This window comes from Paenibacillus agri (assembly GCF_013359945.1).
Taxonomy (GTDB): Bacteria; Bacillota; Bacilli; order Paenibacillales; family Paenibacillaceae; genus Paenibacillus_AQ; species Paenibacillus_AQ agri.
In genome coordinates, this window is the sequence record NZ_JABWCS010000221.1 from 311,254 (window position 1) to 324,462 (window position 13,209).

The window sequence follows — 13,209 nt, forward strand, 5'->3', positions numbered from 1 at the left end:
ACAGGTGCCAATACGAATGAAACCTTTAATATATGATTTTTCTTTGGAAGAGTTGCAACAATGGGCGAAAGACAACGGAGAGCCTGCTTTTCGGGGCGGACAGATTTTTGATTGGTTGTATGTGAAGCGTGTGAATGATTTTGAATCCATGAGTAATTTGTCCAAGGCTTTGCGGACCAAGCTCAGTGAGCATTTCTCTATTAACGTCTTAACTGAAATTACGAAGCTGGAATCGAAAGATGGTACTGTGAAGTTCCTGTTCGGTCTCCATGATGATCATGCGATCGAGACCGTTATTATGAAGCACAACTACGGTAACAGCGTCTGTGTTACTACACAGGTGGGCTGCCGGGTTGGTTGTACCTTCTGCGCCTCTACACTTGGCGGATTGAAGCGTGACTTGACGGCGGGTGAGATCGTAGCACAGGTTGTTCGCTCTCAGCAGATTCTTGACGCCCGGGGAGAACGCGTAAGCAGTATTGTAATTATGGGCACAGGCGAACCTTTCGAGAATTATGACGCAACCATGAGATTCCTGCGTCTGATGATTCATGAGAAGGGCCTGAACATCGGCCAGCGTCACATCACGGTCTCTACAAGTGGTATTGTGCCAAACATCTACAAGTTTGCCGACGAGGATACGCAGATCAATTTGGCGATCTCCATCCATGCACCGAACGATGCGCTCCGCTCCAAGCTGATGCCGGTTAACCGCCGCTTCCCCTTTGACGATGTGATCGAATCCCTGCGTTACTACCAGGCCAAGACAGGACGTCGTATTAGTTTTGAATACGCGCTGATCGGCGGAGTGAATGACCAGCCTGAGCATGCTGCAGAATTGGCGGGCGTGCTGAAGAACATGCTGTGCCACGTCAACCTGATCCCAATCAACCATGTGCCAGAGCGCAAGTATGTGCGTACATCCCGTAAAGATATCTTTGAGTTTCAACGTGTGTTGTCCGACCATGGTGTGAATGTTACCATTCGTCGTGAACAGGGCCATGATATTGCGGCTGCATGTGGACAATTGCGCGCTAAACATATGGATCTGAGGTGAGGATATTTGATCAGGACAGTTCATGTCAGCGACATTGGCCGGGTGCGCTCTGTCAATGAAGATTCAGTCTGGATCGGCGTTACGCGTTACGGCTACACACTTGGCATCATTGCAGACGGAATGGGGGGGCATTTGGCGGGCGACACGGCAAGCAGGCTCGCTTTGGAATCGATAAAGGACACCCTGGATAATCTGGGACCTGATGTTTCCGGTGAAGAACTGAGTGCGACGCTCTCTTCAGCCATTCTGAAAGCCAATGATGTTGTTTTCAAGGAGGCATCCAGTGACGAGAAGTACCATAATATGGGGACTACAGTCGTTGCTGTCTTGCTGAACGGGTCAAACGGTTTTATTGGCCATATTGGAGACAGCAGAGCCTACATGATAAGAGACGGTAACGCGGTCCAACTAACAGAGGATCACACGCTGGTCAATGAGCTGTTCAAGAACGGCCAGATCAGCCTGGAGGAGCTAGATAACCATCCGCGGAAGAATGTGCTGACCAGAGCGCTGGGCACAGATGCGGAGACCTCCGTCGATTTGGCCCCTATCAAGCTGGAGGCAGGGGAAGTTCTGTTACTGTGCAGTGACGGTCTGAGTAATTTCGTCAGCACAGAGCATTTGGCGAAGGTAGCGGGAATCCAAGAAATCTCGCTGGAAGAACGGGCGGATCGCCTGCTGCAGTTGGCCCTGCTTGCCGGTGGCGGCGATAATATAAGCGTCGCTATGTTAGAACATCAAGGAGAGGCCGCAGTGCCCGAAACAAAGGAGTGGGATAGATGATCGGTCACGAGTTGGGAGGCCGTTACCAAGTCATCGAACGAATCGGTGGAGGCGGCATGGCGCTTGTGTACAGGGCCCATGATATTTTATTGAACCGTAACGTCGCCATCAAAGTGCTGCGCAGTCAGTTTGTGCATGATGAGGAATTTATCCGCCGGTTTAGGCGGGAGGCGCAATCTGCCGCATCGCTGTCTCATCCGAATGTGGTCAGCATTTATGATGTCGGGCAGGAAGATGAAATTCATTATATCGTTATGGAGTACGTAGAAGGCAAGAACCTGAATGAAATTATTAAGGAGCGGGCTCCGCTGCAGGTGGACGAGGCCGTTCGCATTGCCTCCCAGATCTGCGATGCGCTTGACCACGCTCATCAGAATCAGATCATACACAGGGACATCAAACCACATAATATCCTTATTGGACGCAACGGGCGTGTCAAGGTTACGGATTTTGGCATCGCACGTGCAGTTACATCTACAACTATCACCCAGACAGGCTCTGTGGTGGGATCGGTGCATTATTTCTCACCAGAGCATGCCAAGGGAGTAGCTACAGGGGAAAAGTCGGATCTGTACTCTCTGGGGATTGTACTCTATCAAATGCTGACAGGCAGTCTGCCGTTTTTGGGAGAAAGCCCGATCAGCGTAGCTCTAAAGCATCTTCAGGAGGAATTCGAGGAGCCGAAACTTCTCAACCCGCTGATTCCGCAAAGTGTGGAGAACGTGATCTTGCGGTCCATGCGTAAGAACCCCGAGGAGCGCTACCAGTCAGCCAAACAAATGCTGCAGGATCTGGAGAGCTGTCTGTTGCCTGAACGGCGCAGCGAGCCAAAGGCCGAGTTTCAGGATGATGATGATGAGGATAAGACGCGGATTATTCCTGCCATCAAGCCAATTCAGAGATCACAGGGGAACCGGGGTGGCAACACAGAGAGAATGCGTCATTCCGACGAGCCGGAGGTTCCGGTATCTAGCGGCAAGAAAAAGTGGGGCCGCCCGGCACTCTGGATCGGATTAACACTTCTGATTCTACTCGCGATGGCGAGTGTAGTATGGTATGTGAATGCGAAGCTGGTTATCCCTGAGGTGGCAGTACCAAACGTCATAAACCTGTCACTGAATGATGCCAAGGCGAAGCTGTCCGAATTGGGAATCGAGGTTGAAGAGCCAGTCACCGAGATTTATAACCCTAACTACGGGGAAGGCATTGTCTACAAGCAGAGCAAACAGGAGAATACGAAGGTCAAGAAGAATACTTCGATTCAACTCACGGTCAGTACGGCCAAGCCGTTGACTAAAATGCCGGATCTCTCTAACCAGACATTTGATGAGGCTGTCAAAGCGTTACTTGATCTGGGTGTGGCACAGAATCGCATTTCCCAGGATACGCGTACGAGCTCTGATGTGGCAGCCGGCAAGGTTATTACCCAAGATCCGTTGCCTGCAAGTGACTTTGACCCGGAGGCGGTGCAGGTTACACTGATTCTCAGTAAAGGTGAGGAAAGCGTCACGATGCCAGATCTCATCAACTTGACGGAGAAGGAAGCCAGAGCGAAGCTTGAAGCAGTGAAGCTTGTTCTGGAGGAAGTCAAGGAAGAGGCGAGCTTCTCTGTTGACAAAGGTAAGGTCGTTAAGCAGTGGCCTTATGATAAGGGGGTTCCAACACCTCCAGGTACGAAGATTACTATTACCTTGAGTTCAGGATATCCGCCGGAAGCCTTGAATTATACGTATAATCTTCCGGTTGCGCCGACCCAGGAGGGTAAGAAGACCAAGATCCGTATTGAGTATGCGGATGCCCGCAACAACGGTGAGAAGCAGGAGTGGGGTACCCGGACGATTACCAAGAATCAAGTACTCTCCATTAACATGTTACTCGCTCCTAACAAAGATGGTGTGGTCTTGATTTATCGCGATGGTGAACTCTATGATACGTATCCAGTGTCCTATGTGGATGCCAAGAACGGAACGGTTCCTGTTCCGACGCTCCCAGAGCCATCCCGCACGCCGGACCCGACCCAGGCGCCTACGGAACCACCGCCATCGGAGCAGCCGACAAGCGATCCGGCTATGGCTCCTGATCAGGGAGGTAACAGTACCGGTAATGGCACCGGAAACAATGGTGGCGATAACGGTGCGAATGGAACCGGGAATGCCGATCAGACGGGCTTCGTACCCGGTAATGGGCAACAGGGAGACAGTGCAAAGCATGTTGCCAGCAGCAACGGCAAGAACAAAGATAAGTCTTTGAAACATAAAGATAATAAAGACCATTAGCAGCTGATCAAAGGTCAGTAGCCAATGGCAGAGCGAGATGACCCGGGGATAACTACTTGGGTCATCTTCGTAAATTAAGGAGAGGAAGGCCCACTATGTATGCCTGAAGGTGTAATTGTTAAGGCTTTAAGCGGTTATTATTATGTGAAGCCGCTTTGTGACGGACTTATCGTCTCTGAAGAGACATCGGTACAGTGTAGAGCTAGAGGAATCTTCAAGAAAAAAGGGGTATCTCCTCTGGTAGGCGATCGTGTGATTTATGGTTTGACGGAGAACGGAGAGGGCATGGTAGATCAAATTCTCCCCCGGGATTCAGAGCTGATTCGGCCGCCAGTGGCCAATGTTAAGCTTGCCGTGCTATTATTCTCTTTGCGTGAGCCGGATATGAACCTCAACTTGCTCGACAAATTCCTGGTGCATATAGAGCATTCTGGATTGGAAACGCTAATTGTGCTGACTAAGCAGGATCTGGCGGCAGGTGACGATGAAGCGACAGCCACGGTGAAGGCCCTGTATGAAGAAATCGGTTATGAAGTACTGGTAACGAGTTCGCTAACAGGTGCGGGCAGCGAAGAGGTTCACAGACGGCTCGCAGGAGGAATCAGCGTGTTCGCCGGACAATCGGGAGTGGGTAAGTCTACCCTGCTCAACCGGATCGTTCCCGGCCTCCTTCTGGAGACAGGAGAGATCAGCCTGCGGCTGGGCCGTGGCCGTCACACCACCCGCCATGTCGAGCTAATGGACATTGGGGACGGAGGCTTTGTAGCCGATACCCCTGGCTTTAGTCAGCTCGATTTCCTGGAGCTTGGTGTAGAGGAGTTGTCCACCTGTTTCCGAGAGTTCGCTCCATATGCGGAAGCTTGCAAGTTCCGCGGCTGCAGTCATCTTCATGAGCCGGGCTGCAAGGTCGTTGAAGCACTGGAACAAGGGGAGATTGCCCCGAGCCGCTATGAGCATTACAAGCTGTTTTTTAATGAAATGAAAGATAAAAAGCGGAGGTACTGATCATGATTATTTTAGCCCCATCGTTGTTATCCGCGGATTTTGCCGCACTTGGAGCAGAAGTGAAGGAAGTACAGGACAGCGGCGCTGACTGGCTTCACGTAGACGTGATGGACGGACGTTTTGTCCCGAATATCACCTTGGGACCGCCAATTGTCGATGCCGTTTCCAAGCACACTTCATTGCCGCTGGATGTACATCTTATGATTGAGAATCCTGAACGTTATATCGGAGACTTTGCCAAAGCCGGAGCCGCTGTTATTACAGTACATGCTGAGGCTTGCGTGCATCTTCACCGTGTGATTCACCAGATCAAGGAGCTGGGTCTCAAAGCAGGGGTAGCCATTAACCCGGGCACACCGGCATCTGCCGTGCGTGAAGTGCTGGAGGATGTGGATCTGGTGCTTGTAATGACTGTGAATCCAGGCTTTGGTGGACAGGCCTTTATACCGAGTACACTACGCAAAATCCGTCAAATTCGCGAATGGGCCAATGAGGTCCATCCAGATCTGCTGATTGAAGTGGATGGAGGCATTGCTGAAGCTACGGCACCACTGGTTGTGGAAGCTGGCGCTAATGTACTGGTCGCAGGCAATGCGGTCTTCGGTAGAAGTGACCGTGCAGCGGCTATCGAGTCGATTCGAAGCGCGGCAACACAGGCCAAGCTATAGAATACACTGTGCAGACTGCTGGTATAGGCCAAGTCTGCAGCGCATAAATATGGTTACATGAGCAGAAATCTCATGTAGCCTTTTTTTTCGTCGTCTCCGGCGTGAACCTGAGGCAAGCCAAAGGAAGGGTCCAAGGTTACGGAGAAATTCTGGCGATTGGGAGAGGTCTGCAGGATGTAACCGTCAGCGAAAGAGAATATAAAGTCTCCTACCGTACGGCACGAATTGATGGGAGGGTAAACCATGAAATTTTACACGTTCAAGCTGCCAAAGTTTTTAGGAGGTTTCGTTAAAGCGATTTTGAATACTTTTCAGAAGAGTTGAGGCTGTAAAAGAAAAAAAGACATGAAAAAAAGCACCTTACATATGTAAAGGGTGCTTTTTGCTTGATATGAGATATCGCTCGATCTAAAATGCTAAAGACTAGACGCGCTCAACTTTACCGGACTTCAAAGCACGGGTGCTGACATAGACGCGTTTCGGCTTGCCGTTCACGAGGATACGGACCTTTTGAACGTTAACTCCCCAAGTGCGACGGTTGTGGTTGTTCGCGTGAGACACGTGGTTACCACTTCCCGGCTTCTTGCCTGTTACGATACATTTACGGGACACAGATTACACCTCCTTGTTACTTACACCTGCATAAAACAATACTTAAATATAATATCACAGTAAAAAATGCTTCGTCAACCGCTCAAAAACATTTATTTCTTTAGTCTCTTATAGTACAATATAAATTAGTGTATTATGTCCAGTTAATCCTAGTGTTGATTAGGCATGAAGTTAGGAAGGGGAATTCTCATTGAGTAAGCGTTCTATCAACGGAACAGATTTTACCGCAATGGTACTTACCGGTGCGGAGAAGCTGCAGCAGCATGCAGAGCACGTCAATTCGTTGAATGTTTTTCCGGTTCCGGATGGAGATACGGGAACAAACATGAATTTGACGATGACCGCAGGCGCGAATGAATTGAAAAGGAATAATACGGCCTCTGTTGGCCAATGTGCAGGTGTACTCTCTAAGGGCTTGTTAATGGGCGCCAGAGGGAACTCAGGCGTTATTCTCTCCCAGTTGTTCAGGGGGTTCAGTCGCTATGCGGCGCAGCTTGATGAGCTGAACACACAACAGTTTGCAGCAGCGCTGCAGAACGGAGTGGATACAGCATATAAGGCAGTTGTAAAACCTGTAGAGGGAACAATACTTACGGTTGCCAAGGAAGCTGCGCGGCATGCGGTTTATTTTGCACGGCGCACCAATGATGTGACAGAGCTGATGACGGAGGTATTGTCCAAAGCCAAGGAAGCGCTGGCGAATACGCCTGAACTTCTGCCTGTGCTTAAGCAAGTAGGAGTAGTCGACTCCGGTGGACAGGGGCTTGTCTATATCTACGAAGGTTTTCATCAGCACCTGACCAGTGGAATCACAGGTATAGCTGCTCAAGGACAGGCTACCATTCCTGCACCGATTGCAGTGACACCAGGTCCGATCAAACCAGAGCTTAATTTGGCCTCGGTACAGACATCTGCACAATCGCAGCTTTCCACGGAAGATATTGAATTCTTATATGATATGGAATTTTTTATTAACCGTCAGTTGGGCGGTTCTGCGAGAGCAATTTTTGATGAGGATGTATTTCGGAAAGCGCTATCAGTGAACGGGGACTCTATCATCGTTATTTCGGATGACGAAACAATCAAAGTACATGTTCACTCCAAGGCTCCTGGTGAGGTGTTGAACCTAGCTTTGCTCTATGGGGAGATCACTCAGATTCATATTCTTAACATGCGTGAGCAACACCGGGATTTGCTGACAGCGGGTATGGACATTGCTCCGATGCCGGATGTGTTCGCCGATATTCCGAAGGAAGAGGTTAGCATACAGGCTCCGGCCGTGCCACCTGCTGATGATCTGGCTCCATATGGATTTATCGCGGTCTCTTCGGGTGCGGGAATTGCTGATATTTTCAAAAGTCTTGGCGTCGATGTTGTGCTGGCAGGCGGACAGACGATGAATCCAAGCACCGAAGATTTCGTAAATGCCATTTCTTCGATTTCTGCGAAGCATGTATATATATTGCCTAACAATTCTAATATTGTACTGGCTGCACAGCAGGCCAAAGAACTGCTTGCTGATGAGCGGGAGATCACTGTGATTCCGAGCAAGAGCATTCCGCAGGGGATTTCCGCAGCATTTGCGTTCCAAGAGGATGATGCAGTGGATAGCAACACAAGCAATATGCTTGAAGCTATCGCACAAGTGAAGTCCGGTCAGGTTACACATGCGGTTCGAGATACACTCTATGATGAGCTGGAGATCAAATCCGGTCAGTTTATAGGAATATCTAATTCCAAAATTGTAGCCGCAGCGGATGATTTGCTGGCGACGAGTCAGGCGCTCCTGACCAACATGCTGGAGAACGGTGACGAGATTGTAACGATCCTGAGCGGTGAAGATGCGCAGGAGGAAGTCACTGAAGCGCTGAGCGAGTGGATTAGCTCGGTGTATCCTAATGTAGAAGTTGAAATTCATGAAGGCGGACAGCCGATATACTATTACCTGTTCTCCGTGGAGCCGTAGGCTGAAACGATCCTGATAGGTAAAGGGTAAAGTGAAGTAGGATGTTCTGATTTGTTGCTTTGAGGGTTGACCAACTATAGTTTGGGGAGGAAATTCATGAACCGTACCATAATCGTCACTGACAGCACATCCGATATTCCACCGGCCCTGGCCGAGAAGTATGACATTGAGGTTGTGCCGCTGACATTAATGTTCGGTGATCAATCCTACCGGGACAATGTGGATATGACACCGGAGCAGTTTTATGAACGTCTTCCTAACTCGCAGAAGCTGCCGACTACTTCGCAGCCGTCGCCGGTTGAATATGTGAATGTTTACCGCAGCATTTTGGACCAGTACCCGGGTAGCCCTATCCTGTCTTTTCATATTTCATCCGGTCTCAGCGGTACCTTTCAATCGGCTATGCTGGCCAAATCCATGCTGGAGGAGGACGGGGAAGAGATTACAGTCGTGGATTCCCTGTCTGCCTCCTATGGTTTTGGAGTAATGGTAGTACATGCTGCTAGACTGGCGGCGGAGGGGAAAGAGCCGCAGGAGATCCTTGAGGCAGTAGAGACACTGCGTCAGTCCCGTAAGCTGTATTTCCTTGTAGATACGCTGGAGTACCTGCAAAAAGGAGGCAGAATCGGCAAAGCGTCCGCCTTTCTTGGCACGCTACTTAACATTAAACCGATCCTGTCCATTGATGCTGAAGGCATTATCTATGCAGTGGAGAAAGTACGGGGCCGCAAGAAGGCTGTTGCCCGCATGATTGAGCTGTTCAAGAACGATCTGCCGGGTGTAGACAAAATCAATGTGGCCGTGGGACATACCGCAGAACCGGCTTCTGGTGAAGAGTTCCTGAGTGAACTCGACAAGCATTTTACGCTTGAGGAGAAAGTGCTGACCAACATTGGCCCTGTGGTAGGCAGCCATGTTGGAAACGGAACGTTGGCTGTATTTATTTGGCCCGCATAATGAGGGATGAACATGACACTTTCTTTGAATGAAATTGAAGTGAAAAAAGTAACTGGCGTGAGTGCTCAAAAGCAAGGCGAGCTTCACGCCTTTGGCATCTTTACAGTGAAGGATCTGCTGGAGTATTATCCATTCCGTTACGAAGATTACCGGCCACGCTCACTTAGCGAGGTTAAGCATGGGGACAAGGTTACGGTGGAAGCCAAGGTGATTGGTATTCCGGTACTTCAGCGCTTTGGCGGTAAGTCCAGGCTTAGCTGCAAAATGGTCTCGGAACCGTTTATGTTCACCGCTACCTGGTTCAATCAGCATTATATCCGTGAGCAGCTTACCGCAGGACGTGGTATCGTGCTATCTGGCAAATGGGACCAGAAGCGCAGCCAGATTACTGTGACGGACTATGAATTTCCGGACCGCGGCGAAGGCAAGACGGGAACTTTGCAGCCGGTCTATTCTGTTGGCGGTAAAATTACACAATCCTGGATACGGAAGTCGATAAGTCAGGGGCTGCAGCAATTTGGAGAGCTAATCCCGGAGATTTTACCGCGGGTGATTTTACAAAAATATGACTTTATGCCACGTAAACGGGCAATTGCGACCATCCATCAGCCGGAAGACAGCCGGGAAGGGCAGCAGGGCCGCCGCCGCATGGTCTATGAGGAGCTTTTTCTGTTCCAGTTGAAGGTCCAAGCCTTCCGTGTGCTAAATCGCGGGAGAATGGACGGAGTAGTGCATACGGTGGACAATGCAACAGTTCGGCAATTTGTCCGCAGCCTGCCTTTTGAGCTTACTGACGCTCAGAAGCAGGTCGAGCTGGAGATTTTGCATGATATGCGGTCTGCTTATTGTATGAACCGTCTTCTTCAAGGAGATGTAGGTTCTGGTAAAACGGTGCTTGCAGCTATTTCGCTGTATGCCACGGTAAAGTCCGGTTTTCAGGGTGCGCTAATGGTACCTACTGAGATTCTCGCGGAGCAGCATATGCGTTCTCTTACGAGAATGTTCGAGCCGTTCGGCCTTACTGTAGCGTTGCTGACAGGAAGTGTGAACGGACGCAAGCGCAAAGATCTGCTGGCTTCCCTGCAAATGGGAATGATTGATGTGGTGGTAGGAACCCATGCACTGATCCAGGAGGATGTTTTCTTCAAAAATCTCGGGATGGTAGTCACAGATGAGCAGCATCGCTTCGGGGTGAACCAGCGCAGTGTATTGCGCCGAAAAGGCTATAACCCGGATGTGCTAACAATGACGGCTACTCCTATACCGCGTACACTGGCCATTACTGTATTTGGCGACATGGATGTGTCCACGCTATCTGAGCGGCCGAAGGGGCGTGTACCTATTACGACTTACTGGGTTAAGCATGATCTGATGGAACGGGTCTTGAATTTGATTCGCCGTGAAATCGACCAGGGCCGTCAGGCGTATTTGATCTGTCCGTTGATTGAGGAGTCGGAAAAGCTGGATGTGCAGAATGCGATCGATCTTCATATCCAGATGTCCCAAGCCTTCCCGGACTATAAGGTCGGGCTGCTGCACGGACGGATGACACCAGGGGAAAAAGATGAAGTGATGCGTGCGTTCTACAGCAATGAGCTGCAGTTGCTCGTGTCCACCACTGTCGTGGAGGTCGGCGTCGATGTGCCGAATGCAACCTTGATGGTAATTATGGATGCGGATCGCTTCGGTCTTTCCCAGCTTCATCAGCTGCGGGGCCGTGTGGGCCGGGGGCAGCACGCTTCGTACTGCGTGTTGGTGGCTGATCCGAAGTCGGAGATTGGCCGTGAGCGGATGACGGCTATGACGGATACCGATGACGGCTTCGAGGTGTCGCGTCGGGATCTTGAACTGCGCGGGCCGGGGGATTTCTTCGGGACTAAGCAAAGTGGACTGCCGGAATTCCGCTTGGCAGATATGACGGCTGATTTTGAAGTGCTGGAGCAAGCCCGTGACGATGCCGCCGGATTGCTGCGGGATGCTTCCTTCTGGACTTCTCCTGACTATGCGCCGTTGCGGAATTATTTGCAGAGTGAGCAAATTTTTCAGGGGGATTTAATTGACTAAATAGGCACATGGGGCAAGGCTCCCTCATATACTTTGAAAGATTGGATATGACGGGAGGTGCTGCACTTGGGTTACCAACAATATGGAATCAGTCCCCAACTCGTTGATCGCATCAAGGTCAAGATGAAGAATAAGGCGGTCAAGGAACGCATCAAAACTATGATTGAAGGAGTTTCAAAGAAAGAGCTGCAGGAAACGGCAACTGTCCGCAAGCTGGTACGGAATTCATCTGCTGTGCTCAATGAGAAACTGACCTCTGCGCAGGAAGAACAGATTGTGAGATTTGTGATTGCGCAGAAAATAGACCCGAACAATACGTTTCACCTGATCCGGCTTTGGGGAATGTTCCGTTAAGGAACCCCAAGTCTGGTCAGCCTTCTTCACAGCAAAAAAAGCGTCCCCTGTCGTCTGACGGGGAACGCTTTTTTTGATTTGCTAAATCTGAAATCCAATCAGACTGCTAAAGCACAAGAGCTATTCTTTCTTGTCATTTAAAAATAATCTGCGTCTCCGGGCGCTTTCGGAGGATTTGAAAACAATCCGTGAATCCGGATCGGCCTTACGGATCCATTCGGTTAACACTTTCTCCTCTGACCTGTCTGTGAGGCAGAACAAAGTGCCTGGCTGGCCGTTATGCCCACCTTCGCCAATAAGTGCCGCCTCACGATCCAGCTGCTCCTTTAAGACCCGCTGGATGTCATCACAGCGGCTGCTGGTAATCCAGGCGGATCTGGAGGGCGAGAGTCCGCGAAGAGTGAGGCGCACGCCTTCAAAGGCCAGCAGGTAGGCGATGATGGAATACATCGCTTGATCCCAGCCGAAAAGTGCCCCTGCTGCAAACAGGATGGCGCAATTCAGCAGCATGATTACAATTTCATAAGATCGGGGCGGCCCGCCGCTCAGCAGTGAGTAACCCTGATCGCTGGCGCTGGCCTCCTGATTCATTCCGCCGAAGCGAACGGAGATGCCGACTCCAAGGCCAAGACAGATACCTCCGGCGATGGCCGCGGGCAGCGGGTCGCCGATGATGGCCGGGAACTGGTGTAATGCCAGGGAACCTATCGTAAGGCAGGCCAGCCCCAGTACTGTATAGAGAGCAAACCGCAAATTGAGTTGTTTGCGGGACATAAAGATAAAGGGCAAATTAAACAAGAACAAAAACAGTCCAAGCCGCATTTCTGTAGTATGAGCAAATAGGGCAGACAGCCCAGTGATACCTCCAACGACCAGGCCGTGGGGCATCAGAAACAATTCGAGGCCAACTGCGGCCAGAAGCGCGCCTGTGATGACAGCGAGAATGCGAAAGCCTTTGCTGCCTGGGCGTCTCCGAATGCCAGCGAAGCCGGTCTTCATAAGCATTCCTCCCTTCAGCAGGGAACATTTTATTTTAAATAGTGCATCATTTAAGTCTAATAAGATGCTACGAATTTTGAAGTGAATTTTAAAGGGTCCAGCCATTGTCGCAGCAACCATTTATAGATTAGCGGACAGAAAAGTATACAGAGCACAGGCAGTATAACAAATTCAGGGGCCGGGACGGTGTTCCCTGATGGCTTTGTTTTTAACACAGGTGTGACCATGTCGTTATGGGGCTTCAGGCGTGCATGAGGCATGCTTCTGCGTTCATAACGTTCGGACTCGTAATTCTCTGCTTCCGGTTCGCTGCTGTTAAAAGTCTCGAAAGACCAAGCTGGCGGAAGGGTCAGAGAAAGCACAACACTGAGTGTAATATTCAACAGCCAAACTAACGCAAAACGGCTTGCTGATCGTACCAAGGGAACACCTCCTTTCCTGCATTTATTACTAAAAGCATAACATACG

The 13,209-nt window shown here is 50.3% G+C and carries 13 protein-coding genes; 10 read left to right on the forward strand and 3 right to left on the reverse strand.

The annotated features are described in order from the left end of the window. Positions 1-16: 16 nt before the first annotated feature. From rlmN to spoVM, 6 genes are all read left to right on the forward strand, one after another. Positions 17-1,057, forward strand: coding sequence for a dual-specificity RNA methyltransferase RlmN (gene rlmN / locus HPT30_RS28120; protein ID WP_175374563.1), 1,041 nt, complete (start codon positions 17-19; stop codon positions 1,055-1,057). A gap of 6 nt (positions 1,058-1,063) precedes the next feature. Next, complete coding sequence (locus HPT30_RS28125; RefSeq protein ID WP_175374564.1) at positions 1,064-1,840, forward strand: Stp1/IreP family PP2C-type Ser/Thr phosphatase; 777 nt, start codon at positions 1,064-1,066, stop codon at positions 1,838-1,840. Beyond that, a complete protein-coding gene (gene pknB, locus HPT30_RS28130; RefSeq protein WP_175374565.1) occupies positions 1,837-4,116 on the forward strand; it encodes a Stk1 family PASTA domain-containing Ser/Thr kinase in 2,280 nt (759 codons plus the stop codon). Before HPT30_RS28125 ends, pknB begins: the two co-directional genes overlap by 4 nt. A 99-nt stretch (positions 4,117-4,215) precedes the next feature. Continuing rightward, the gene (gene rsgA, locus HPT30_RS28135) at positions 4,216-5,121 is read left to right on the forward strand and encodes a ribosome small subunit-dependent GTPase A (RefSeq protein ID WP_175374566.1); all 906 of its coding nucleotides are present in this window, start codon (positions 4,216-4,218) and stop codon (positions 5,119-5,121) included. A gap of 2 nt (positions 5,122-5,123) precedes the next feature. Next, positions 5,124-5,789: a ribulose-phosphate 3-epimerase gene (rpe, locus tag HPT30_RS28140; protein ID WP_175374567.1), complete on the forward strand. Its 666-nt coding sequence runs from the start codon at positions 5,124-5,126 to the stop codon at positions 5,787-5,789. 243 nt (positions 5,790-6,032) lie between these two features. Then, entirely contained in the window at positions 6,033-6,113 is an 81-nt protein-coding gene (gene spoVM, locus HPT30_RS28145; RefSeq protein WP_006675261.1) for a stage V sporulation protein SpoVM, read from the forward strand. A gap of 99 nt (positions 6,114-6,212) precedes the next feature. Here spoVM and rpmB read toward each other — a convergent pair whose 3' ends face one another. Further along, on the reverse strand, positions 6,213-6,401 hold the full coding sequence (rpmB, locus tag HPT30_RS28150; RefSeq protein ID WP_066370676.1) for a 50S ribosomal protein L28: 189 nt from the start codon (positions 6,399-6,401) through the stop codon (positions 6,213-6,215). A gap of 190 nt (positions 6,402-6,591) precedes the next feature. Here rpmB and HPT30_RS28155 point away from each other — a divergent pair, with 190 nt between their 5' ends. The 4 genes from HPT30_RS28155 (at position 6,592) to HPT30_RS28170 (ending at position 11,742) form a co-directional block, all read left to right on the forward strand. Further along, positions 6,592-8,367 (forward strand): fatty acid kinase ATP-binding subunit FakA, encoded by a 1,776-nt coding sequence (locus HPT30_RS28155; protein ID WP_175374568.1) that lies wholly within the window; start codon positions 6,592-6,594, stop codon positions 8,365-8,367. Between the two features lie 96 nt (positions 8,368-8,463). Further along, complete coding sequence (locus HPT30_RS28160) at positions 8,464-9,324, forward strand: fatty acid kinase binding subunit FakB (protein ID WP_175374569.1); 861 nt, start codon at positions 8,464-8,466, stop codon at positions 9,322-9,324. A 12-nt stretch (positions 9,325-9,336) separates the two neighbouring features. Next, positions 9,337-11,388: an ATP-dependent DNA helicase RecG gene (gene recG, locus HPT30_RS28165; RefSeq protein ID WP_175374570.1), complete on the forward strand. Its 2,052-nt coding sequence runs from the start codon at positions 9,337-9,339 to the stop codon at positions 11,386-11,388. 66 nt (positions 11,389-11,454) lie between these two features. Further along, entirely contained in the window at positions 11,455-11,742 is a 288-nt protein-coding gene (locus HPT30_RS28170; protein ID WP_175374571.1) for a stage VI sporulation protein F, read from the forward strand. A gap of 120 nt (positions 11,743-11,862) precedes the next feature. On the opposite strand, the gene HPT30_RS28175 is transcribed toward HPT30_RS28170, so the two are convergent. Continuing rightward, a complete protein-coding gene (locus HPT30_RS28175) occupies positions 11,863-12,741 on the reverse strand; it encodes a YitT family protein (protein WP_175374572.1) in 879 nt (292 codons plus the stop codon). Positions 12,742-12,797: 56 nt separating this feature from the next. Further along, positions 12,798-13,163: a hypothetical protein gene (locus HPT30_RS28180; protein ID WP_175374573.1), complete on the reverse strand. Its 366-nt coding sequence runs from the start codon at positions 13,161-13,163 to the stop codon at positions 12,798-12,800. Between the last annotated feature and the right edge of the window lie 46 nt (positions 13,164-13,209).